The sequence below is a fragment of the Streptomyces sp. NPDC086077 genome (assembly GCF_040686175.1).
Classification (GTDB): domain Bacteria; phylum Actinomycetota; class Actinomycetes; order Streptomycetales; family Streptomycetaceae; genus Streptomyces.
The window spans coordinates 35,693-60,197 of sequence record NZ_JBFBJT010000008.1; the positions used below are offsets into that span (position 1 = coordinate 35,693).

Here is a 24,505-nt window from a genome sequence, read left to right on the forward strand (position 1 = left end):
GCTTCCGGGGCGACGGCCCGCCGGATCCGTACCAGGTGCTCGGACGGGTCACGTGTCCGTGGGGACGACCGACGGGCCACGGATTTCGTCGTGCGGCCGGTGGCATTCCGGCGTACGGGTGATCGCGTCGTCCTGAGTGCTGTCGTACGTGGTCACAGGGGTCGCGCCGAGGGACCGGGGCGGCCCGGATCCCCCGCGGGCGGCAGTCGTGGCGGGGCGTTCCGGAGGACGGACGCTGCTTGTTTCGGCGCGGATGCCGCATCCTTGAGGTGTGGAGTTCCTCGGGGACGAGTCGGTCGAGCGGAAGGGGAGGGCGCAGGGGATGACTTCCGGCGCACCTACTCATAACGCTTCGGTGCACAACAACGGAGGCAGTGCCGCGGACCATCCGGCCGCAAGGCACCATGGACCGATGCGTGACGACGAGGCGGCCACAGCCCCAGGGGCGATCGGTGCGCTCGTCCACCGCGCGGTCGAGGGGGACGAGCAGGCCACGCACGACCTGCTTGCCCATGTGCACCCCTTGGCGCTGCGCTACTGCCGCACCCGGCTCTCCCGCCTTCCGGGGGACGCGCGCCACTTCGTGGAGGACCTGGCCCAGGAGGTCTGCGTCGCCGTCCTGCTCGCGCTGCCGCGCTACCGGGACACCGGACGCCCCTTCGAGGCCTTCGTCTTCGCCATCGCCGCGCACAAGGTCGCCGATCTCCAGCGGGCGGCCATGCGGCACCCCGGCTCGACGGCGGTCCCCTCCGACGAGATGCCCGAGCGGCCGGACGACTCGCTCGGTCCCGAGGAGCGGGCGCTGCTCAGCAGTGACGCCGAGTGGGCCAAGGAACTGCTGGCCAACCTGCCCGAGAACCAGCGCGAGCTGCTTCTGCTGCGCATCGCCGTGGGCCTCACGGCGGAGGAGACCGGTCAGATGTTGGGAATGTCACCAGGCGCGGTCCGGGTGGCCCAGCACCGCGCGCTCAGCAGACTGCGAGCGCTCGCCGAACAGTAGACGGGCCCGGCGGATGAACATGCGCGAGCGGCCTTCCGTACGAACATACGAAGCCCTCAACCGTCCACAACCGTGGAATTTGCCGGCCGTGCTTCCCGTTAGCATGGACATCCGCACCGAGCAAGGCCATTTGGGGAAGGTGTCATGACTGCCAACGTCGACGGAGTGCCCGGAAAATTCGCGACCCTCGGGCTGACCTACGACGACGTGCTGCTGCTGCCGGGCGCGTCCGAGGTGCTGCCCAACGCGGTCGACACCTCGTCCCGCATCTCCCGCAATGTCCGCGTCAACATCCCGCTCCTGTCCGCCGCCATGGACAAGGTCACCGAGTCGCGCATGGCGATCGCGATGGCCCGTCTCGGCGGCGTCGGTGTGCTGCACCGCAACCTGTCCGTCGAGGACCAGGTGAACCAGGTCGACCTGGTGAAGCGATCCGAGTCGGGCATGGTCACCGACCCGATCACGGTGCACCCGGAGGCCACGCTCGCCGAGGCGGACGCGCTGTGCGCCAAGTTCCGCATCAGCGGTGTGCCCGTCACCGACCCGGCCGGCCGGCTGCTGGGCATCGTCACCAACCGCGACATGGCCTTCGAGAGCGACCGCAGCCGTCAGGTGCGTGAGGTCATGACCCCGATGCCGCTGGTCACCGGCAAGGTCGGCATCTCCGGTCAGGACGCCATGGAGCTGCTGCGACGCCACAAGATCGAGAAGCTGCCGCTGGTCGACGACGCGGGCGTCCTCAAGGGCCTGATCACGGTCAAGGACTTCGTCAAGGCGGAGAAGTACCCGAACGCCGCCAAGGACGCCGAGGGCCGCCTGCTCGTCGGCGCCGCCGTGGGTGCCAGCCCCGAGGCGCTGGAGCGCGCCCAGGCGCTTGCCGCGGCCGGTGTGGACTTCCTGGTCGTGGACACCTCCCACGGCCACAGCAGCAACGCCCTGAGCTGGATGTCGAAGATCAAGTCGAGTGTGAACGTCGACGTGATCGGCGGCAACGTCGCCACCCGCGACGGCGCGCAGGCCCTGATCGACGCCGGTGTCGACGGCATCAAGGTGGGCGTGGGCCCCGGTTCGATCTGCACCACGCGCGTGGTGGCGGGCATCGGCGTCCCGCAGGTCACCGCCATCTACGAGGCCTCGCTCGCGGCCCGTCCGGCGGGTATCCCGCTGATCGGCGACGGCGGCCTGCAGTACTCCGGCGACATCGGCAAGGCGCTCGCCGCCGGTGCGGACACGGTGATGCTGGGCAGCCTGCTCGCCGGCTGCGAGGAGTCGCCGGGCGAGCTGCTGTTCATCAACGGCAAGCAGTTCAAGTCGTACCGCGGGATGGGCTCGCTGGGTGCCATGCAGTCCCGCGGCCAGGGCAGGTCGTACTCGAAGGACCGCTACTTCCAGGCCGAGGTGGCCTCCGACGACAAGCTCGTGCCCGAGGGGATCGAGGGCCAGGTGCCCTACCGCGGCCCGCTGGCCAACGTGCTGCACCAGCTCGTCGGCGGTCTGCGCCAGACCATGGGCTACGTGGGCGCCGCCACCATCGAGGAGATGGAGACCAAGGGCCGTTTCGTGCGGATCACCTCCGCCGGCCTGAAGGAGAGCCACCCGCACGACATCCAGATGACGGTCGAGGCGCCGAACTACAGCCGCAAGTAGCGCAGTAGGTGTCGGCCACGCGCGCGCGAGGCCTGCTCAAGGGCGGTCCCGGGGTTCCGGGGCCGCCCTTGGCGTACCCGTCGGGGATACTGGAAGGCGCTGTAACGCATCAGGGAAAGGCCACACACGTGACTGAGATCGAGATCGGGCGCGGCAAGCGCGGCCGCCGGGCGTACGCCTTCGACGACATCGCCGTCGTCCCCAGCCGCCGTACGCGGGACCCGAAGGAGGTCTCGATCGCCTGGCAGATCGACGCCTACCGCTTCGAGCTGCCCTTCCTGGCCGCTCCCATGGATTCGGTCGTCTCACCGGCCACGGCCATCCGCATCGGCGAGCTCGGCGGCCTGGGCGTGCTGAACCTCGAAGGCCTGTGGACGCGGTACGAGGACCCGCAGCCGCTGCTCGACGAGATCACCGAGCTGGACGCCGGCAGCGCGACCCGCCGCCTCCAGGAGATCTACGCCGCGCCGATCAAGGAGGAGCTGATCGGCCGGCGCATCAAGGAGGTGCGCGACTCGGGCGTGGTCACCGCGGCCGCGCTCTCCCCGCAGCGCACGGCGCAGTTCTCGAAGGCCGTCGTGGACGCGGGCGTGGACATCTTCGTCATCCGCGGTACGACGGTGTCGGCGGAGCACGTCTCCGGCTCGCACGAGCCGCTGAACCTGAAGCAGTTCATCTACGAGCTGGACGTGCCGGTGATCGTCGGCGGCTGTGCCACGTACACCGCGGCCCTGCACCTGATGCGTTCCGGCGCGGCCGGCGTGCTGGTCGGCTTCGGCGGCGGCGCCGCGCACACCACGCGCAACGTCCTGGGCATCCAGGTCCCCATGGCCACGGCGGTCGCCGATGTGGCGGCGGCCCGGCGGGACTACATGGACGAGTCCGGCGGCCGCTATGTGCACGTGATCGCGGACGGCGGTGTCGGCTGGTCCGGCGACCTGGCCAAGGCGATCGCCTGCGGCGCCGACTCGGTGATGATGGGCTCCCCGCTCGCCCGCGCGACCGACGGCCCGGGCAAGGGCCACCACTGGGGTATGGAGGCCGTCAACGAGGAACTGCCGCGCGGCAAGAAGGTCGACCTCGGCACGGTCGGCACCCTGGAGGAGATCCTCACCGGCCCGTCGCACACCCCGGACGGCTCGATGAACCTCTTCGGTGCCCTGCGCCGCGCGATGGCCACCACCGGCTACAGCGAGCTCAAGGAGTTCCAGCGCGTCGAGGTGACGGTGGCGGACTCGCAGCACCGCCGGTAGGTCCGCGTGCCGCCGGCAGGCCGCCCTACGCGAAAGGGCCCGTCCACCGCTCGGTGGACGGGCCCTTTCGGTCCGCTCGACTACGCGGCCGCCTTCTTGGCGCCCGAGTACGCGGCGAACGCGCCGATGGCCAGGAACAGGAACGTCATCGCGTCGGCGGACTCCTGCCAGGCCTCCATCAGCAGGTCCATGTGGCCGGTGAACATCTCGGTCGCCGAGACGCCGAGCAGATCGGCGGCGAGGATCGCGGCGCCGACGAGCTGCCCGAGGTAGACGGCACCCAGGGAGAGCACGGCGCTCAGCACGGGCAGCACCGGGTTGGCGCCGCCGACCTTGCCGGCCGCGAAACCGACCACGAAGCCGACGCCGATCGCCGCGAAGCCGATCTCGTACTCAGTGGCGCCGACGACGGCGCCGTAGACCCCGGCACTGACCAGGGCAGCCACGACGGCGGCGAGGACGCCGAGGGCGACGTTGCCCCGCGCGGGCGCGGACGGTGCCGGCGGGACGGGGACCGGCTGCTGGGCGAACGGGTTGCCGTCGGTCGGCTGCGGTGGCACTGACTGGGTCATGACAGAAATCCCCCCACGGGACTGATGAACGATGGGCATCCGCGCACAGGTGTGCGACAGGGACGCCGAAGAGTAACAGGCACCCCCGGCCGCTCCACCAGCGAATTCCTCGCCCACGTGCCGGTCAGAGACGGTGTGCCGCGCCGGTGGGAGTCGTGCCCCGGGTGTCGAGCAGGAGCTGCGCCTTCACCGAAAGGCCCTGCAGGTCGTAGGTGCGGTGGTTCTGGAGCAGGATCGTGAGGTCGGCCTCGGCGGCGGCCTCGTAGAGGGAGTCCACGCGCGGGACCGGGCGGTCCAGGATGCTCCAGGACGGGATGTGCGGGTCGTGGTAGCTGACGGAGGCGCCGAGCTCCATCAGGCGGATCGCGACCTCCTGGGCGGGGGTGGCCTGCTGGTCGGCGAGGTCGGGCTTGTAGGTGACGCCGAGCAGGAGCACGCGCGCGCCGCGGGCCGACTTGCCGTGCTCGTTGAGGAGTGTGGCGGCGCGCTGGACGACGTAGCGGGGCATCCGGCTGTTGACCTGCTGGGCCAGTTCCACCATGCGCAGGCCGCGGCCCGCGCGGCCGGTCAGGTCCTGCGGGACGGCGTGGCCGCCGACGCCGGGGCCGGGACGGAAGGCCTGGAAGCCGAACGGCTTGGTCTCCGCGCAGCGGATGACGTCCCACAGGTCGACGCCCAAGTCGTGGCAGAGGACGGCCATCTCGTTGACCAGGGCGATGTTCACGTGCCGGTAGTTGGTCTCCAGGAGCTGCACGGTCTCGGCCTCGCGGGGGCCCCGCGCGCGGACGACCTTGTCGGTGAGGCGGCCGTAGAAGGCGGCGGCCGACTCGGTGCAGGCGGGGGTGAGGCCGCCGATGACCTTGGGCGTGTTGGCCGGGGCGAAGTCGCGGTTGCCCGGGTCGACGCGGCTGGGCGAGTACGCGAGGTGGAAGTCGCGGCCGGCGCGCAGCTGTGAGCCCTCTTCGAGCACGGGGCGCAGGAATTCCTCCGTCGTGCCCGGGTACACGGGCGATTCCAGGATGACCGTGGTGTGCGGGCGCAGCCGGGCGGCCAGGGTGCGGGCGGCCGCCTCCACCTGGCTCAGGTCCAGTCCGCCGTCCGCGTTCCTGGGGGTCGGAGCGCAGATGACCGCGGTGCGCACCCGGCCGAGCTCGCTCGGGCCCGCGGCGTGCCGGAAGCCCCCCGAGAGCATCCGGCGCAGTTCGGCGGGGCTGAGCGAGCCGGGCTCGGGGCCGGTCTTGTAGCCGACGGTGGGGATGCCGGCGGCGACAGCGGCCTGGGCCAGCGGCAGGCCGAGCGGGCCGAGTCCGATGACGGCGAGGTCTGCGGGCATGGAGTGGGCCGTCCTTCCCAGTAACCGAAGCGGGACAGGTGCGCAAGCCCTGTGGACAGGACGAGCGAGCGCACAGTCAGACTAGGAGTAAATATGACCGTTTTGCGGTATTGCGCTCGGCCGTGTCCGTGCTCGTGTCCGCGTTCTCGCGGCTTCCGGGTGCCGATCTCCGGGCAGGTTGTCCACAGGCTGGAGATGTGTGGTGGCTGAAGTCGGACGACGCGGTCAGACTTTGAGCGTGGGGGATGTGGACCGGGTCTCGCCCGACGGGTGCGGCCGACGCGAGGCGATGAGCGGGAGGCAGCAGTGAGGACAGGGACACTGGGGCCGGCGCAGCGCGCCGAGTCGCTCGCGGCGATGGCCGATCGGGAGCTGGACCTGCTGGTCGTGGGCGGCGGAGTGGTCGGCGCGGGCACCGCGCTGGACGCCGTGACACGCGGCCTGTCCACGGGCCTGGTCGAGGCACGGGACTGGGCTTCGGGCACGTCGAGCCGCTCCAGCAAGCTGATACACGGCGGCCTGCGCTATCTGGAGATGCTCGACTTCTCCCTGGTCCGCGAGGCGCTGAAGGAGCGCGGCCTGCTGCTGGAGCGGCTGGCACCGCATCTGGTGAAGCCGGTGCCCTTCCTCTACCCCTTGCAGCACAAGGGGTGGGAGCGGCTCTACGCGGGCTCGGGCGTCGCGCTCTACGACGGCATGTCGATGGCCCGCGGGCACGGCCGTGGCCTGCCGGTGCACCGGCACCTGAGCCGCAGTCACGCCCTGCGCGTGGCACCCGCGCTGAAGAAGGACGCGCTGGTCGGCGCTCTGCAGTACTACGACGCCCAGATGGACGACGCCCGGTTCGTCGCCACGCTGGTGCGCACCGCCGTGTCGTACGGGGCGAGGGCGGCCAACCGCGCCCGGGTGACGGGCTTCCTGCGCGAGGGCGAGCGGGTGGTCGGGGCCCGCGTGCAGGACGTCGAGGGAGGCGGGGAGTACGAGATCCACGCCAAGCAGATAGTCAACGCGACCGGTGTGTGGACCGACGACACCCAGGCCATGGTGGGGGAGCGGGGACAGTTCCACGTCCGGGCGTCCAAGGGGATCCATCTGGTCGTGCCCAAGGACCGCATCCACTCCAGCACCGGGCTGATCCTGCGCACCGAGAAGTCCGTGCTGTTCGTCATCCCCTGGGGCCGGCACTGGATCATCGGCACCACCGACACCGACTGGGACCTGGACAAGGCCCACCCCGCCGCGTCCAGCGCCGACATCGACTATCTGCTGGAGCATGTGAACTCGGTGCTCGCCGTGCCGCTCACGCGCGACGACGTCGAGGGGGTGTACGCCGGTCTGCGGCCGCTGCTCGCCGGAGAGTCCGACGCCACCAGCAAGCTGTCCCGCGAGCACACCGTCGCGCACCCGGTGCCGGGGCTGGTCGTCGTCGCCGGCGGCAAGTACACGACGTACCGGGTGATGGCCAAGGACGCGGTGGACGAGGCGGTGCACGGCCTGGATCTGCGGGTCGCCGAGTGCGTCACCGAGGACGTACCGCTGATCGGCGCGGAGGGGTACCGGGCGCTGTGGAACGCGCGGGCAAGGATCGCCGCGCGCACCGGCCTGCATGTGGTCCGCGTGGAGCACCTGTTGAACCGGTACGGGTCGATGGCGGAGGAGCTGTTCGACCTCATCGGGGGGAACTCCTCGCTGGGCGAACCGCTCACCGGCGCCGACGACTATCTGCGCGCCGAGGTCGTGTACGCCGCGTCGCACGAGGGTGCGCGGCATCTGGACGACGTGCTGACGCGGCGCACCCGCATCTCCATAGAGACCTTCGACCGGGGTACCCGTTGCGCACGTGAGGCGGCCGAGTTGATGGCGCCGGTGCTCGGCTGGGACAAGGACCAGATCGAGCGCGAGGTCCAGCACTACGAGAAGCGGGTGGAGGCCGAGCGCGAGTCGCAGCGCCAGCCGGACGACCTGACGGCGGACGCGGCGAGGCTCGGGGCGCCCGACATCGTGCCGTTGTAGGAGCGGGGGGCACCCGGGGCGAGAGCCGCTTGTCGGGTGAGGGACAATGGAGGCTCTGTCAGGGCGGGTTGCATGAGGGGACGCATGTCGGAGGCGGAGCGGGCGGGGACATCCCGTCAGGACACTCGTCAGGACAAGAGCGAGCGTCTTCTCGCGGGGCGGTACCGGCTGGGAGACGTACTCGGCCGGGGCGGCATGGGCACGGTGTGGCGCGCCGAGGACGAGACCCTCGGCCGGACGGTCGCGGTGAAGGAACTGCGGTTCCCGACCAACATCGACGAGGACGAGAAGCGCCGGCTCATCACGCGCACGCTGCGCGAGGCCAAGGCCATCGCGCGGATCCGCAACACGAGCGCGGTGACGGTCTTCGACGTGGTCGACGAGGACGACCGGCCCTGGATCGTGATGGAACTGGTCGAGGGCAAGTCCCTGGCCGAGGTCATCCGCGAGGACGGCCTGCTGAAGCCCCGGCGCGCCGCCGAGGTCGGCCTCGCCGTCCTCGACGTGCTGCGTTCCGCGCACCGCGAGGGCATCCTGCACCGCGACGTGAAGCCGTCGAACGTGCTGATCGCCGACGACGGCCGGGTCGTGCTCACCGACTTCGGCATCGCCCAGGTCGAGGGCGACCCGTCCATCACCTCCACCGGCATGCTCGTCGGCGCGCCCTCCTACATCTCCCCGGAGCGCGCCCGCGGCCACAAGCCCGGCCCCGCCGCCGACCTGTGGTCGCTCGGCGGTCTGCTGTACGCGGCGGTCGAGGGCGCCCCGCCGTACGACAAGGGCTCGGCGATCGCGACGCTCACCGCGGTGATGACCGAGCCGCTGGAGGAGCCCAAGCACGCCGGCCCGCTCAAGGACGTCATCTACGGGCTGCTCACCAAGGACCCCGAGAAGCGCATCGACGACGCCGCCGCCCGGGCCATGCTCAAGTCGGTCATCAACGCGCCCGACCCCAAGACGGCCGAGCCGGCGGACGCCACCAAGGTCGTGCCGCTGCCCCCGCAGCCGGACGCCCCCGAGAAGAGCGGGAGTTCGGCACGCGGCGAGGGCAGGGACGGGGCCGACCGGCTGCGCGGGGCGCTGCGATCGGCCCGCAAGGCCGCTGCGGCGACCGGCGCGACGACCGGGGCGCGCGCGGCCACCGGGAAGAGCGCCGGGAACGCGAGCGGTCCGGACGCGGCCGCCGGGCGTACGAGCGCCGGGTCGGCGTCCGACTCCGGCGCGCAGGGCGGCAACGGCACCTCGGGCGGCCGGAGTTCCGGCTGGCCCGTGATGACGCCGCCGGACCTGCCGCCGCGGCCGGTGCCGAGGGCGCCGCTCACCGACGTGGTGCCCCGGCGGACCTTGGTGGTCATCGCCGTGGTCGTGGCGCTCGCCGTGCTCGGTGTGGTGCTGGCCGTCGTGCTCAACGCGGGCGGCGGAGGGTCCGACCGGTCCGGCGCCCGCGGCGACGGGACGGCGACCGAGGCGAGCTCGGGCGCCGACACCAAGTCGGACGACGGCGGCACCCGCACGGACGGCGCGGCGACGGAGTCGGCCGGGGCCACGCCGCGCAACACGCCCGGCGCGAGCGGCGGGGCGGCGGCCGGGGACGGCGGCGACGAGACGGACGACTCCTCGGACGGCAAGGGGTCTTCGGACGGCAAGGGCTCCTCGGACGGCACGGCCGCCGAGTCGACGTACAAGGGCGGGCAGGGCTACTCCATAGGACTGCCCAAGGGCTGGAAGTACGGGTCGTCGGACGCGGCGGGCGACCGGTTCACCGGACCCGACGGGCAGAAGCTGCTGATCGCCTGGACCTCCACGCCCAAGGACGACCCCGTCCAGGACTGGGAGAACCAGGAGCGCTACATGACGCGCTCGCAGTACGACCGGATCCGCATAGCGGAGGTGGACTACCGCGGCTGGAACACGGCCGACTGGGAGTTCACCTACGTCGACGGGGGCACGAAGTACCGGACGATCGACCGCGGGTTCGTCGTCGACGAGCAGCAGGGCTACGCGCTGATGTACACGGCGAAGGCCGCGACATGGGACGGCACGCTGCGTAAGTCCACGTGGCGGACGTTGACCGACTCCTTCCAGCCGAAGGCGTGATCGGGGCCCGGGAACGGGCCGGGCGCATGAGATCTCGTGAGATCTCCCATCCCCTCCGTGCGGGTTGCCTCCGGCACGTATCGTGAGTGGTTGCGAACCGTACGCATCGGGAACGCATCGGGAACGAGACGCCACACGAACGGAATTGACCACCGGGCGGCCGGGGGAGGCAACGTGGACGACTACGCGGGGCGCGTGCTCGCCGACCGCTACCGCCTGCCGCTGCCCCCCTCCGACGAGTACGAACTCACCGAGACGCGGGCCTTCGACACCTACAGCGGACAGGAAGTCCTGGTACGGCAGGTGCCGTTGCCGGAGGTCGTCGAGGCCGAGGTGCTCGACGCGGAGGGACTGCCCGAGGGGTTCACGGCGCGTGACCGCGCGGCCCGGCGGCCACCCGCCCAACGGGGCGGAGCCGTGCGGCGGCCCACGGACCCGGCGGTCCGGCGTGCGGTGGAGGCCGCGCAGGCGGCTGCCGCGATCCCCGATCACCCGCGGCTCGACCAGGTCTTCGACGTGTTCGCCGAGGGCGGGTCGCTGTGGGTGGTGAGCGAGCTGGTGGCCGCGCGGTCGCTGGCCGCGCTGCTCGCCGAACAGCCGCTGACGCCCTATCGGGCGGCCGAGGTCGCCTCCGACGTGCTGACGGCGCTGCGGGTGCTGCACGCGCACGGCTGGGTGCACCGGAACATCACCGCGCGGACGGTACTCGTCTGCGACGACGGACGGGTCATGCTGACCGGCCTGGCGGTGGGTGCGGCGGAGGAGGCGCTGTGCGGGTACGACCCGGTGCCGGCGCCTCTGTACGACGACGGCGGCGGGGGCGACGGCGGCGGGGCCGCCGGAGCTCTGGGAGCGGCCCGGGGGACGTTCGGGGCCGCCGGGGCACCCGAGCTGAACGGGGTCGGCGGACCCGGCGCGGGTGCTCTCGGCGGCGGTGACCCCGAGGCCGCCCGGCGGGCCGCCATCGAGGCCCGGGCGGCCGGAGGGCTGCCGGTGCCCGGCGCGGACGTCGCGGAGGGCGTGGGCGGTTCGGCCGCGCCGGCCCGCAGGGCGCAGGAGTCCGGAGGGGACATCCGCGCGGCGCGGGCCGGGGCGATCGCCGCGTACCGGGCGGGAGCGCGGGCCGCGGCCCGGGTCCAGGAGGCCGAGCAGAGCGGCCGCGCGGCCCTGCCCGGCGCCCGCCCCGCACCCGAGGGCGGCACGGAGCAGCCGCCGTACGCCCGCGGACCCGAGGGCAACCCGCCGGGGCGGATAGCGGACCCGTACGGCGTGCCCCCCACGCCCTGGCACGGCGCGACGCCGCGCAACACCGGTGCCGGAGCCGGGCACCACGGCCAGTCCCAGGCCAACGGTCTCGCCCAGCCGGTGGTGCCGCCGCACGGCACCGGCCTGGCCGGGCCGGGCGTTCCGCCGTACGGCAACGGTGTCGCCCAGCCCGGCGTGCCGCCGCACCACGACGGTCTGGCCCAGCCGGGCGTACCGCCCCAGGGCGACGGCCTCGCGCGGCCGGGCATGCAGCCCCCGGCCCGCGGCAACGGCCTCTCCCACCCCGTCGTACCCGCCCCCGCCCACGAGGTGGCGCCCTCAGCACCCCAGGCCCGTGCCGGCTCTCCCACGGGCACCCGCTGGGACGATCTCGTGGCCGGAACCCCCGCGTCCCGCCGTGGTCCCGCCACCGCGCTGGCCGCGGAGCGGGCGCGGCAGGCGCGGATGGCCGTGGTCGGACCGGTGACCGAGCGGTGGGCGCCGGAGCAGGCCGGGCCGGTGCACGAGAACTGGCAGCTCGCGCCGCCCATCGGCCCGGCGACCGACCTGTGGGCGCTCGGCGCTCTGCTCTTCAGGGCCGTACAGGGGCATGCGCCCTACCCGGAGGAGTCGACGGCCGAGCTGGTGCAGCTGGTGTGTGCCGAGCCGCCCGCCTTCGCCGAGGAGTGCGGGCCGCTGCGCCCCGTCGTGGAGTCGCTGCTGCGTCAGGACCCCACCGAGCGGCTGGACTTCGAGGAGCTGCGCGGCTGGCTGCGTTCGCTGGTGCGGTCCGCGCCCGAGCCGGAGGCCGGGGTGCACGTGGTCGCCGCCCCGCCGCCCGACGCCAGCCGGCTGCCGATCGTGCGCCGCAAGGGCGAGCTGGTGCGCAGACGGCGCGCCGGACTGCCCGCGCGGCACGGGCGGCACAAGCGGGACCGGGAGAAGACGCGTTCGCCGCGCAGCCTGGGACGCACGCTGCTCGTGCTGATACTGCTCGCGCTGGCCGGAGCGATCGCGTACGCCATGCTGTTCATGCCGAAGGCCGGCGAGGGCGCCGGCGGTGCGAGCCCCGACCGGACCGGGGCCGCCGGGCAGGTCGGTGAGGCACCCGAGCCGACACCGGAGGCGAGCAGCGAGCCACGCCCCGACCAGAACTCGCCGGACGACGAACCGAGCGGCACCCAGTCCGACGTCGCCGAGGGCTTCACCCTGCACGACGACCCGGAGGGCTTCCGCGTGGCCGTCGCCGAGGGCTGGCAGCGCGCGCCGAAGAACGGCAGCGGCCAGGTCGTGTACTCCCAGGGCGACTTCGAGCTGATCGTCGTACCGGGCAGGGACGGTTCGGACGAGTACGGCGGCGATCCGATGGCGTACCAGCGGGAGCGGGAGCCCGAGCTGCGGCCGTACCGGGAGTCGAGCTGGGCCACCTCCACCGGTCTGAAGACCATCGAGGTGGGCGGGCGGACGATGGCCGAGGGCCAGTTCACCTGGAGTGACGACGCCGGCCGCGACCTGTTCGTGCGCAACCTCGCGATGCTCCTGGACGGGCGCTACCACGTGCTCCAGGTGCGCGGCCCGGAGGCCGAGCGGGACGAGGTGACCCGGCTCTACGAGCAGGCGGCGGCGACCTATCAGGCCACCGGCTGAACGCATCGGGGCAGTTGGCCCGATGGTTGCTTGTCGTCACCGAAAGCGACAACCGTCACAGTGCGGTTTCCTTGGGCCCCCCGTGGTTCCCCGTTCGCGGGCCTGTCCCTACGCTGAACCTGTCAAGAACATTGCGGGGAAACGTGAATCAGATGCAGGGCCTGCTCATCGGAGGCCGCTACCGGCTCACCGACGCCATCGGCAGCGGCGGCATGGGACGGGTGTGGCGCGCCCATGACGAGGTGCTGCACCGGGCTGTCGCGATCAAGGAGTTGACCGCCGCCCTCTACGTCTCCGACAGCGATCAGGCCGTCATGCTGGCCCGCACCCGGGCAGAGGCGCGAGCGGCCGCGCGGATCAACCACTCGGCCGTCGTCACCGTCCATGACGTGCTCGAACACGACGGCCGGCCGTGGATCGTGATGGAGCTGGTCGAGGGCCGCTCGCTCGCCGACGCGGTCAAGGCGCAGGGCCGGGTCGAGCCGGCGGAGGCCGCCCGGATCGGCATGTGGGTGCTGCGCGCCCTGCGGGCCGCGCACACCGCCGGTGTCCTGCACCGGGACGTCAAGCCCGGCAACGTCCTGCTCGCCGACGACGGCCGCGTCCTGCTCACCGACTTCGGCATCGCGCAGATCGACGGCGACACGACGATCACCCGTACCGGAGAGGTCGTCGGCTCGGTCGACTACCTCGCCCCCGAGCGGGTCCGCGGTCACGACCCGGGACCGGCCTCCGACCTGTGGGCGCTCGGCGCGACGCTGTACACGGCGGTGGAGGGCACCTCGCCGTTCCGCCGCACCTCGCCGCTGTCCACCATGCAGGCCGTCGTCGAGGAGCACCCCGCCGAGCCCCGGTACGCCGGTCCGCTCGGGCCCGTGATCACCGCGCTGCTGCGCAAGGAACCGGCCGCGCGGCCCTCGTCCGCCGAGGCGGAGCGGCTGCTCGCCGAGGTGGCCGACGGGGGCCGCCCGCAGGTGACCGAGGTGCTCGTGCCCCCGGCCGGGCAGCCGGACCTGGGGCCGGTGCGCCAGGAGCCGCGGGAGCACTCCCGGCCGAACCCGCTGGGCCCGCCACCGACCGCCGTGCCGGCCGGGCGGCGTCGCAGGCTGCGCACGCTGGCCCTCGTCGTGGCCACGGCGGCGGTCGTCGGCGGCGCGGGCGCGGTGCTCTTGCAGCAGTGGGACGAGGGCCGCGACCCGGGCGGCGTGTCCTCGTCGGCCGGTTCGTCCGCCACCCCCTCGGAGTCCCCGGACGCCCCGGAGCCCCAGGACTCCGTCCCGGCGACCTGGGTGCGCAAGGACGACCCGGCGGGTTTCAGCCTCTCGCTGCCCAGTGATCGCTGGCAACGGAAGGTCTACGGCGTCGAGGGCGATCTGACGCAGATCGACTACTCGCCGGACGGCGGCACGCACTTCGTGCGCATCGCCATCGACAAGTCACCGGACTTCGACGCCCCCTACGAGCACCAGCTGGACCTGGAGCAGCAGCTTCAGCGGCTGGCCCGGTACGAGCGCGTGACCATGGAGGAGAACATCTACCGGGACCGCGAGGGGTCCCTGTGGGAGTACACGTGGACGGCGCTGGAGACCGACCCCGGCGAGTACGCGGGGCCGCGCCGGGCGATCGAGGAGATGTACCTGACCCGTGACGGGGTCGAGTACGCGATCTACATGTCGGCGCCCGCGGCGGACTGGGAGACGACGCGCGAACAGTTCGACACGCTGCTGCGGGGATGGCGGCCGGTGAAGCCCTCCTGAGCGGCGTGCCGGCCTGACCGGAAAGCGGTGCGAGCCAGGTCGTTGACCGTGCAACGTACCCGCGCGACATGGGCGTTTGTCGGCCATGCCACCCGTTCGGCCCGGAGCGGCGCGCTCCGGCTGGGGCATGATGTGCTCATGGGGAGCGAGGGGTCCGACGAGCGTGTCATCGCGGGCCGTTACCGCCTTCAGGCGACGGTCGGGCGGGGCGGCATGGGCGTGGTCTGGCGCGCCACCGACCAGTTGCTCGGCCGCGAGGTGGCCGTCAAGGAACTCGTCCCGGACGACTCCCCGTCGGCGGCGCGCGCCCGCTCCTCACGCGACCGCACGCTGCGCGAGGCCCGTGCGCTGGCCCAGCTGCGGCACCCGCACATCAGCGTCGTCCACGACGTGGTCGAGGACGACGAACGCCTCTACATCGTGATGGAGTTGATCGACGGCGGCTCCCTCGCCGACCGCATCGCCGCGGACGGTCCGGTCGACGCCCGCGAGGCCGCCCGGATCGGCATCGCCCTGCTCGGCGCGCTGCGCGCGGCACACGAGGCCGGTGTCCTGCACCGCGACCTCAAGCCGGCGAACGTCCTCATCGAGTCCGGCACCGGCCGCGTCGTCCTCACCGACTTCGGCGTCGCCCAGGTGGAGGGCGCCACCACGCTCACCGAGTCGGGGACGTTCGTGGGCTCGCCCGAATACACCGCCCCTGAGCGGATGTCGGGGTCGGGGACGGGCCCGGCCTCCGACCTGTGGTCGCTCGGCGTGCTGCTGTGCACGTCGGTCAGCGGCGAGTCGCCCTTCCACCGCGACTCGCTGGGCGGCCTCCTGCACGCCGTGGTCGCCGCGCCGATCCGGCCGCCCGCGCAGGCCGGTCCGATGCTGCCCGTCGTACTCGGGCTGCTGGAACGCGACCCGGAACGGCGGCTGGACGCGGCGCAGGCCGAGCGGATGCTGCGGGACTTCCTCGAGACGGGCCGTGCGCCGGAACCGGTCCGCTCGCAACGCACCTCACGGGACCGTGTGGTGATCGTGCTGCTGGTCGCGGCGATGGTGGCGGTGTCGGCGGCGGCGCTGTTCGTGAACGGGGGTGCCGGGGACGGCGACGGTCCGCCGGTGAGCCCGACGCCCAGCACGTCCTTGAGTACGTCCGCGTCGCCGTCCGCCAGTGGTTCCAACAGCCCACCGGAATAGCAGATATGCGACGAGCCGGGTCACGGGTCTGTGACCGGTGGCTCCTGGCGGTGGATGCAAAGCCACCTGCCGCGATATGCATGGACGTATGAGCAACGACGGGGGAGCCCACTACGGGGCCGACGAGCCAACGAGTTTCGGTCTGCAACCGCCGGTTCGGCCCGCCGCCGTGCCGCACCCGAACAATCCGTACGCGTCGCCCGCCCAGGCCGCGTCGCCGCAGCAGCGGCCCGCCCAGCAGCCGTCGCAACAGCCCCCGCACCAGGCGCCCGGGCAGCCCGCGCACCAGGCGCCCCACCAGCCGACGCACCAGGCACCGCAGCAGCCCGCCCACCGGCCCGCCCGGGACGACCCCGGCGCCGGGCGGCTGATCGCCGGGCGCTACCGGCTGCTCGCCAAGCTCGGGCACGGCGGCATGGGCACGGTGTGGCGTGCCAAGGACGAGACGGTGGACCGGGAGGTCGCGGTCAAGGAACCCCGCGTTCCGGACCACCTTCCCGAGCGCGAACGTGACAACGCCTTCGAGCGGATGCGCCGCGAGGCCCGCGCCGCGGCCCGGCTCGACCACCCGGCGGTGGTCGACGTGCACGACGTCGCCGTGGTGGACGGCCGGCCGTGGATCGTGATGGAGCTGGTGCGGGGGCGTTCCCTCGGCAACGCTCTCCAGGAGGGCACCCTCTCCGCCCGCGAGGCGGCCAGGATCGGCCTCGAGGTGCTCGGCGCGCTGGAGGCCGCGCACGCCGCCGGCGTCCTGCACCGGGACGTCAAGCCGGACAACGTCCTGCTCGGCCGGTACGACCGCGTCGTCCTCACCGACTTCGGCATCGCGCAGATCGAGGGCGAGACGAACCTGACCGACACCGGCGGCTTCGTCGGCTCGCCCGAGTACATCGCGCCGGAGCGGGTGCTGGGCCAGCGCCCCGGTCCGGCCTCGGACCTCTGGTCGCTGGGCGTCGTGCTGTACGCGGCCACGGAGGGCGTGTCGCCGTTCCGCCGCAGCAACACGCCGGCCACCCTCCAGTCCGTCCTCAACGCCACGCCCGCACCGCCCGCGTCGGCCTCCGGGCCGCTCGCCGAGGTCATCAGCGGCCTGCTCCAGAAGGACCCGGCCCGCCGCCCGAACGCCGCCCAGGTCCGCTCCCTGCTGGAGGCGGCCGCCAACCCGCCCGAGCCGGTGGCCACGCAGGTCGTGACGGTCGGCGGTGACAGTGCGCGCGGGGGCGGTGTCCGGATCGGCCGCGGAACGCTGTTCGGGCTGGGCGCGGCGGTCGTCGCGGCCGCGGTGGCGGCGTACCTGGTGCTCGCCGACCCGTTCGCGGGCCCACTGCCCGACGGCTGGAAGACCAAGGCCGAGAAGGACGTCGCCGCGACCCTCGCGTTCCCCGCCGGCTACGAGCGGAAGGTGCCCGAGGACACCGACGACGGCCACTGGGTGACGTACACGGACCCGAGCGGCAGCATCTGGATCGGGCTGAGCCTCGACAAGAAGTCCGAGGACACGGGCAACTCCATCCAGGGGTCCGCGGGCGCCGAGATGTACGAGGACGACCGCGTCTTCGATGAGAGCGGCAGCTACGACTTCAGCATGCCGGCGGACCCGGTCACCAAGCCGGACGACGCGGTCACGTACCAGGGCAAGGACGCCGCGAAGAACACCGTCACCTACACGACGACCGACAGCCAGAGTCCGCGCCCCCGCGAAATGCAGATCCTCTACTACCAGAACGCCGCCCGCGACATGTACAAGCTCACCATCAGCTATCCCAGCAAGGGCGACTTCACCGAACGCGGCCGCGAGGTGGCTCGGGTGGCGATCGCGAACCTGGATGTCGACAGGCTCTGAACCCACGTCGACAAACACGTGTCCGGCGGGGTAGGCATGGGGCATGAGTGACGGCGGCGAACACCAGCGCGACGGACGTCTGGTCGGCGGGCGCTACCGGTTGCTGGAACGCATCGGCTCCGGCGGCATGGGCACCGTCTGGCGTGCGCGCGACGAACTGGTGGAGCGTGAAGTCGCCGTCAAGCAGCCGCGGTTGCCGGGCGATCCGGAGGACGAGGCCCACCGCCGGGCCGCCCACCGCCTGTACCGCGAGGCCCGCGCCGCCGCCCGCGTCGACCACCGGTCCGCCGTCACCATCCACGACGTGGTGGAGGAGGACGGCATCCCGTGGATCGTCATGGAGTTCATCCAGGGCGAGTCCCTCCACGAGATGCTCCGGCGCGGCCCGATACCGCCCGCCGAGTCCGCCCGCATCGGCCTCGCCGTCCTCGGCGCCCTGCGCGCCGCCCACGCGGTCGGCATCGTGCACCGGGACGTCAAACCCGCCAACGTCCTGCTCGGCAGGCACGGCCGCGTCGTCCTCACCGACTTCGGCATCGCCCATGTCCAGGGCGAGGAATCCCTCACCGTCAGCGGCGAGTTCGTCGGCTCCCTGGAGTTCATCGCCCCGGAACGCATGTCCGGCACCGGCGCGGGCCCGGCCTCCGACCTGTGGTCACTGGGGGTTCTGCTGTTCGCCGCCGTCGAGGGCTGGTCTCCTTTCCGCCGTACGACGCCGGAGTCGACGCTCGCCGCGGTCCTCGCCGCGGATCCACCCGAGCCGAAGCAGGCCGGCCCGCTGGGGCCGCTGCTCGTACGGCTCCTGGCGAAGGACCCCGAGCGGCGCCCGGCGCCCGAGGAGGTCGCCGCGGGGCTGGGCGCGGTGGCGGAGGGCTGGCCGGGGGTTCCCGGCGACGCGGTGACGGTTGCTCAGGAGGCGTCCGCGCTCGAGGGGTTCGCGGACGACGCGGGAACGGTACGGCTGCGGGGGAAGCCTGAGCCCGCGCCGGAGGCTGAGGCGGACGTACCCGAAGGCGACGCGGCGCGACTGCCGCAGAGCGGCCCCACGCCTGCCTCGGGCTCCACCCCGGCGCCGGATGCGGCCCGAGGGACCGCCGGACAGCCCCTCGGGCAGACCCGTCACCCCCTGCGCCGCCCAGTCCCCGCCGTCCTGCTCGGCGTCCTGGTCACCGGCGGCGTCTGGCTCGCGACATCCTCCTTCCGTCCCGACCCCGACGACTCGGAGGCCGCGGAGCGGGCCGCCACCCGCAGCTCCGCCCCGGGCGCCGCCGCACCCCGCAGCTCCGCCCCAGGCGTCGCCGCGACCCGCGGCCCCGCCTGGACCGCGCACCGCGAGAAGGACCTGGCCGCCGTCCTCTCCCTGCCGGACGACTACGAGGAAGCCGCCCGCGAGGGCAGCGCCGACGATCCGCCGCGTCTGGTCGTCTACGACCTCGACAACACCATCCAGGTCCGCCTCACCCGCTGGGACAAGGCACCCGGCTCCCCGATGACCCTGGCGCGCGCGGCGCACACCACCTGGGACAGTTATGACGGCGACGCCCGCACGCAGTACACCCGCACGACCTTCGGCGGCCGGGAAGCCGTCCTCGCCGACACCACCTACAACATGGCCGAGGACCCCTCCCGCGTCATGCAGCTGATGATCCTCGCCGACGGCGGCCGCATGTACGAGTTGCGCGTCGACATGCCCAAGGGCACGCCCGACGAGAAGAAGGGCACGTCGGTGTTCAAGGGCGCTCGCGGCCGACTGGAGATCGAGGCAGGTCAGGGCTCGCCAACGCCCTGATCAGGGCGTTTGTTGCCAGTGATCACTGGCGGCATGTGTGTACTCGGTGAATCCCTATTACCGACGGGTACACAAAGCCTTCGCCGCGGCATACCCTGCGGCTCATGACGGACTCGCAGGCCCTGGAGCAGGCCACGCACACGACCGGCACCAACCCTCTCGCCCCCTCGCCCGAGGGCGCCCGCACCGCCGCGGACGTGGTCACCCCCGAGCTGATCGCCCAGCTCACCCGGGGCGTGGCAGGTTCCGGCCGGACAGCCAACCACTCGCCGTTCACCGGCGAGAAGTTGGCCGACCTGCCCGAGTCCACGCCGGAGGACGTCCGACACGCGTTCGCCGCGGCCCGATCCGCACAGGCCGTGTGGGCGCGGACGCCGGTACGGCGGCGTGCGGCCGTCCTGCTCCGCTTCCACGACCTGGTGCTGGAGCGCCAGGCCGAGGTCCTGGACCTGATCCAGCTGGAGACCGGCAAGGCCCGGCTGCACGCCCACGAGGAGGTGCAGGCCGTGGCCGTCGCGGCCCGGCACTACGGCCGGAAGGCCCCCGCCTATCTGAAGCCCAGGCGGCACACGGGCGCCATCCCGACCCTCACCAAGGTCACCGAACTGCGCCACCCGCGTGGCGTGGTCGGCCAGATCGCTCCCTGGAACTACCCGCTGGAGCTGTCCGTCGGCGACGCACTGCCGGCCTTCGTCGCGGGCAACGCGGTGGTGATGAAGCCGGACACGGAGACCTGCCTCACCGCGCTCTGGGCCCGCGACCTGCTCGTCGAGGCCGGGCTGCCCGCCGAGGTCTTCCAGGTCGTCCTCGGCGAGGGCCCGGTCGTCGGTCCCGAGGTCGTCAAGCACGCCGACTACGTCTCCTTCACCGGCTCCACCCGCACCGGCCGCGAGGTCGCGCAGGGCGCCGCCGCCCGTCTGGTCGGCGTCTCCCTCGAACTGGGCGGCAAGAACGCCATGGTGGTGCTGGAGGACGCGGACGTGGAGAAGGCCGCGGCCGGCGCCGTGCGCGCGTGTTTCTCCTCCGCCGGGCAACTGTGCATCTCCATCGAGCGGTTGTACGTCCACGCGTCGGTGGCCGACGCCTTCCTGGAGCGCTTCGCCGCCCGCACGAAGGCCATGCGGCTCGGCAGCTCCCTCGCCTACGGCGCCGACATGGGCTCCCTGGTGGGCGAACGCCAGCTGGAGACCGTCAGGCGGCATGTGGAGGAGGCGGTGGCCAAGGGCGCGAAGCTCGTCGCGGGGGGCACCGCCCGCCCGGACATCGGCCCGTACTTCTACGAGCCGACCATCCTCGACGGCGTCGAGCCGCCGATGGCCGTCTGCACCGAGGAGACCTTCGGCCCGGTCGTCTCCCTCTACCGCTTCACCTCCGAAGACGAGGCGGTCGAGCACGCCAACTCCACGCCGTACGGCCTGAACTCCTCGGTCTGGACGCAGGACGCCCGCCGCGGCCGCGAGGTCGCCGCCCGGCTGCGCACGGGCACGGTCAACATCAACGAGGGCTACGCGCCGGCCTACGGCAGCGTCCAGTCCCCCATGGGCGGCATGAAGGACTCAGGCCTGGGCCGCCGCCACGGCTCCGAGGGCATCCTCAAGTACACCGAGGCCCAGACGATCGCCCACCAGCGCCTGCTGCCGATGGCCCCGTCGATGGGCATGGACGACGAGAAGTACGCGGCGTTCATGAGCCGCAGCCTGCGGGTGATGAAGTCGCTCAGGTTCCGCTGACGCCCCCCCCAGGCCCCGCACGCACACTCAATGAGGAGAACACGTGCCACAGGACGCCTATGACTACGACGTCATCGTCGTGGGCTCCGGCTTCGGCGGTTCCGTCACCGCCCTGCGCCTCACGGAGAAGGGCTACCGGGTCGCCGTCCTGGAAGCCGGCCGCCGTTTCACCCGAGCCACCCTCCCCAAGGACTCCTGGGACCTGAAGAACTACCTCTGGGCCCCCAAGCTCGGCATGTACGGTCTCCAGCGCATCCACCTGCTCGGCAACGTCATGGTGCTGGCCGGCGCGGGCGTGGGCGGTGGCTCGCTCAACTACGCCAACACGCTCTACGTCCCGCCGAAGCCCTTCTTCGAGGACCCTCAGTGGGGCCACATCACCGACTGGCAGGAGGAGCTGGCGCCGTACTACGACCAGGCCCAGCGCATGCTCGGCGTCCGGCTGAACCCGACGACGACCCCCTCCGACGTCCATCTGAAGGCCGCCGCGCAGCGGATGGGCGTCGGCGACTCCTTCCACATGGCACCGGTCGGCGTCTTCTTCGGCGACGGCAAGGACGCCGACGGCAAGGCCACGGCGCGCCCCGGCGAGGAGGTGGCCGACCCCTACTTCGGTGGCGCGGGTCCGGCCCGCCGCGCCTGTGCAGAATGCGGCGAGTGCATGACCGGCTGCCGCCACGGCGCGAAGAACACCCTCAACGAGAACTACCTCTACCTCGCCGAGAAGGCCGGCGCGGTCGTCCATCCCATGACCACGGTGGTCTCCGTCACCGACGACTCGCAGGGCGGGTACGCCGTCGCCACGCTGCCCACCGGCAACCGCGGGAAGGGCGGCGGCCGCACCTTCCGCGCCCAGCGTGTGGTCCTGGCCGCCGGCACCTACGGCACCCAGACCCTGCTGCACCGCATGAAGGCCGGCGGCCAGCTGCCGTACCTCTCTGACCGGCTGGGCGAACTGACCCGCACCAACTCCGAGGCCCTGGTCGGCGCCCAGACCACCAACCGCCGCTACCGCAAGGTCACCGGCGAGCGGAAGGTCGACTTCACCCGCGGCGTCGCCATCACGTCCTCCATCCACCCGGACGCCAACACCCATATCGAGCCGGTCCGTTACGGCAAGGGCTCCAACGCGATGGGCGGCATGGCGATCCTCCAGATCCCGTACGCGGAGGGCTCGTCCCGCGCCGTGGCGTTCCTGCGCAACGCCGCCCGCCACCCCCTCCAGATGCTCCGCTCCCTGAACAACCACCGCTGGTCGGAGCGGACCATCATCGGCCTGGTGATGCAGTCGCTGGACAACTCGCTGACGACGTACCTGAAACCGGGCGGCGTCGGCAAGGGCCTGCTGACCGCCAAGCAGGGGCACGGCGCCCCCAACCCCAAACAGATCAAGGCCGCTTCGCAGGGCGCCTCGGCGATCGCCGCCGAGATCAACGGCTTCGCCGGCAGCAACGTGGGTGAACTGATGGGCACCCCGCTCACCGCGCACTTCCTCGGCGGCTGCCCGATCGGCGACTCCCGCGAGACCGGCGTGATCGACCCCTACCACCGGCTGTACGGCCACCCGGGCATCTCCGTCGTCGACGGCGCGGCCGTCACCGCGAACCTGGGCGTCAACCCGTCCCTCACCATCACGGCGCAGGCCGAGCGCGCGATGTCGTACTGGCCCAACAAGGGCGAGGCCGACCCGCGCCCACGGCAGGGAGCGGCGTACGAGCGCCTGAAGCCGGTCGAGCCGCAGTCCCCGGCGGTCCCCGCGGAGGCGTTCGGCGCGCTGCGGCTGCCGTTCCTGGGGATGCCGACGGTGCCGCCCAAGAAGTAGGCCACGGGAAGAGGCCACAGGAAGGCACCAGCGGAGGGCGAAAGAAGAGAGAGGGACCTGCGCCCCCCTCCGAGCGCAGCTCCCTCTCTCTTTGTCCTTGCTTCAGGCGTGCTTACGCCTGCGCACCGGCCTTCTTGCGCCGGACGACGAACACCGCACCCGCACCGGCGACGACGGCGACCCCGCCGACCAGGCCGATCATCGGCAGCGCGGAGCTGGAACCGGTGTCGGCCAGGCTGCCCGTGGCGTCCACGTCGTTGACCTCGTCCAGGTCGCTCATCCCGCCCTGCGGCTTGGCGTCCGGCGGGTCACCGGCGTCCGAGCCCGCGGCGAGGATGTCGAAGAAGTAGACCCAGCCGTTCGGGTCGTCGGCCATCCAGCAGCCCTCGGCGTCCGAGTACTGCGCGAAGCCGCCGGTCAGACCGATGGCGTCGGGCACCTTGCCGCTGACGCTCAGGCGCAGCGGGTACGAGGTGGACTGGCCCGCGCCGAGGCTGAACGCGGGGAAGGTCCCGCCCTCGCCGGCCGTGTCCGCCAGCGTGTTCCAGCCGCCCTTGGCCTTGTCGAAGACCTGGACGGTGATCTCGCCCGAGTAGTCCTCCTCGTCCCAGCCGAGCGCTGCGACGCCGATCAGCGGCTTGATGTTCTTGATCTGCTCGTCGCCGTCGTTGGAGACGTCGAAGGAGAACTCGGTCCAGCCGCTGCCGGCCACGATCCGCTCGGGCAGACCGGACAGACCGCTGGTCAGGTCCTCGCTGAGGCCGACGGACTCCTCGTCCGCGTTCTCGCAGAGATCCTCCTCGGGCGCGGAGCTGCTCGGGGAAGGGCTCACGGACGTGGTGGCCGAGGGCGAGCTGGAGCCGGTCGGCTCGGTGGTGGCGGTCGCGGAGGCGCTGCCCGTCGCGGTCGGGTCCGTGGTGGCCGACTCGCTGGTGCCCCCGGAAGGCGTACCCGGGTCGCTCGCGGTGGGCGACTGGGTGTCGGACGGGGACGGCGAGACGGACGCCGTCTCGGTGGCGGACTCCGAAACGCCGGGGCTCGGGGAGTCCGTCGCGTACGCCCCCGGCGCCGCGAGCAGAGTCATGGGGGCTATCGCGGCCGCCGCGGCGGCGGCTGCCAGGGCACGGCGAAGCTTCATGAAGACCTACCTGCTGAGTCGGAAGGGCTCCGCGTATGGGGGTACGGGTGTGGCCCTGGGTTCTTGCAGGTTTGATCACTGGAGCCGGTGAATGGTTGTCCACGCTTCACACAGAATTTATGTGAGCTGGATCACTTGGTTTGGGTGGGGAGACCCGGGGCAGCCGGTGGGACGGGTGAGTGGGCACGAGAAGGGCCCCGCGGGGCGGAGCCGCGGGGCCCTTCCTGCGTCAGCACCGGCGTCAGGGCAGCGCCGGTGCCTGGGAGGCGGCGCCGGGGGGTCGCGCCGCCTGCCTCCGGATGGTCTCGACCTCTGGTACGTCTCACTTCGGGCAGTTCCGCCGGCCGGCCCCGGGCGTCCCCGGAGCCGACCGTTCTCTTGGGTGACCGGGCTGCTGTCCCCTGCCGTCCGGTCACTTTCTGGAGCGAGGTCCC

Annotated in this window: 15 protein-coding genes; 12 read left to right on the plus strand and 3 right to left on the minus strand. The window is 72.5% G+C overall.

From position 1 onward, the window contains the following. Positions 1-412 precede the first annotated feature (412 nt). The 3 genes from AB0O67_RS04175 to AB0O67_RS04185 all read left to right on the plus strand — a co-directional run bounded on the left by AB0O67_RS04175 (position 413) and on the right by AB0O67_RS04185 (position 3,900). Complete coding sequence (locus AB0O67_RS04175) at positions 413-1,000, plus strand: sigma-70 family RNA polymerase sigma factor (protein ID WP_365445760.1); 588 nt, start codon at positions 413-415, stop codon at positions 998-1,000. A gap of 144 nt (positions 1,001-1,144) precedes the next feature. Further along, positions 1,145-2,647, plus strand: coding sequence for an IMP dehydrogenase (gene guaB / locus AB0O67_RS04180; protein ID WP_365445763.1), 1,503 nt, complete (start codon positions 1,145-1,147; stop codon positions 2,645-2,647). A 128-nt stretch (positions 2,648-2,775) separates the two neighbouring features. Beyond that, positions 2,776-3,900, plus strand: a complete 1,125-nt coding sequence (locus AB0O67_RS04185) for a GuaB3 family IMP dehydrogenase-related protein (protein ID WP_365445766.1) — start codon at positions 2,776-2,778, stop codon at positions 3,898-3,900. Between the two features lie 80 nt (positions 3,901-3,980). Here AB0O67_RS04185 and AB0O67_RS04190 read toward each other — a convergent pair whose 3' ends face one another. Together AB0O67_RS04190 and AB0O67_RS04195 are read right to left on the minus strand one after the other, a co-directional pair. Further along, a complete protein-coding gene (locus AB0O67_RS04190; protein ID WP_365445769.1) occupies positions 3,981-4,472 on the minus strand; it encodes a hypothetical protein in 492 nt (163 codons plus the stop codon). 124 nt (positions 4,473-4,596) lie between these two features. Next, complete coding sequence (locus tag AB0O67_RS04195; protein WP_365445772.1) at positions 4,597-5,805, minus strand: nucleotide sugar dehydrogenase; 1,209 nt, start codon at positions 5,803-5,805, stop codon at positions 4,597-4,599. A 306-nt stretch (positions 5,806-6,111) separates the two neighbouring features. Here AB0O67_RS04195 and AB0O67_RS04200 point away from each other — a divergent pair, with 306 nt between their 5' ends. The 9 genes from AB0O67_RS04200 to AB0O67_RS04240 all read left to right on the plus strand — a co-directional run bounded on the left by AB0O67_RS04200 (position 6,112) and on the right by AB0O67_RS04240 (position 22,933). Then, positions 6,112-7,818, plus strand: coding sequence for a glycerol-3-phosphate dehydrogenase/oxidase (locus AB0O67_RS04200; RefSeq protein ID WP_365445775.1), 1,707 nt, complete (start codon positions 6,112-6,114; stop codon positions 7,816-7,818). Positions 7,819-7,902: 84 nt separating this feature from the next. Further along, the gene (locus AB0O67_RS04205) at positions 7,903-9,915 is read left to right on the plus strand and encodes a serine/threonine-protein kinase (protein ID WP_365445778.1); all 2,013 of its coding nucleotides are present in this window, start codon (positions 7,903-7,905) and stop codon (positions 9,913-9,915) included. Positions 9,916-10,089: 174 nt separating this feature from the next. Further along, positions 10,090-12,807, plus strand: coding sequence for a protein kinase (locus AB0O67_RS04210; RefSeq protein WP_365445781.1), 2,718 nt, complete (start codon positions 10,090-10,092; stop codon positions 12,805-12,807). Positions 12,808-12,959: 152 nt separating this feature from the next. Then, entirely contained in the window at positions 12,960-14,564 is a 1,605-nt protein-coding gene (locus tag AB0O67_RS04215; RefSeq protein WP_365445903.1) for a serine/threonine-protein kinase, read from the plus strand. 138 nt (positions 14,565-14,702) lie between these two features. Continuing rightward, on the plus strand, positions 14,703-15,749 hold the full coding sequence (locus tag AB0O67_RS04220; RefSeq protein WP_365445784.1) for a serine/threonine-protein kinase: 1,047 nt from the start codon (positions 14,703-14,705) through the stop codon (positions 15,747-15,749). Between the two features lie 88 nt (positions 15,750-15,837). Continuing rightward, the gene (locus tag AB0O67_RS04225) at positions 15,838-17,592 is read left to right on the plus strand and encodes a serine/threonine-protein kinase (protein ID WP_365445787.1); all 1,755 of its coding nucleotides are present in this window, start codon (positions 15,838-15,840) and stop codon (positions 17,590-17,592) included. A 43-nt stretch (positions 17,593-17,635) separates the two neighbouring features. Continuing rightward, positions 17,636-19,381: a protein kinase gene (locus tag AB0O67_RS04230; RefSeq protein WP_365445790.1), complete on the plus strand. Its 1,746-nt coding sequence runs from the start codon at positions 17,636-17,638 to the stop codon at positions 19,379-19,381. Positions 19,382-19,485: 104 nt separating this feature from the next. Next, complete coding sequence (locus AB0O67_RS04235) at positions 19,486-21,111, plus strand: succinic semialdehyde dehydrogenase (RefSeq protein WP_365445793.1); 1,626 nt, start codon at positions 19,486-19,488, stop codon at positions 21,109-21,111. Positions 21,112-21,154: 43 nt separating this feature from the next. Then, positions 21,155-22,933 (plus strand): GMC family oxidoreductase, encoded by a 1,779-nt coding sequence (locus tag AB0O67_RS04240; RefSeq protein WP_365445796.1) that lies wholly within the window; start codon positions 21,155-21,157, stop codon positions 22,931-22,933. Positions 22,934-23,045: 112 nt separating this feature from the next. Here AB0O67_RS04240 and AB0O67_RS04245 read toward each other — a convergent pair whose 3' ends face one another. Beyond that, positions 23,046-24,071 (minus strand): LAETG motif-containing sortase-dependent surface protein, encoded by a 1,026-nt coding sequence (locus AB0O67_RS04245; protein WP_365445799.1) that lies wholly within the window; start codon positions 24,069-24,071, stop codon positions 23,046-23,048. Between the last annotated feature and the right edge of the window lie 434 nt (positions 24,072-24,505).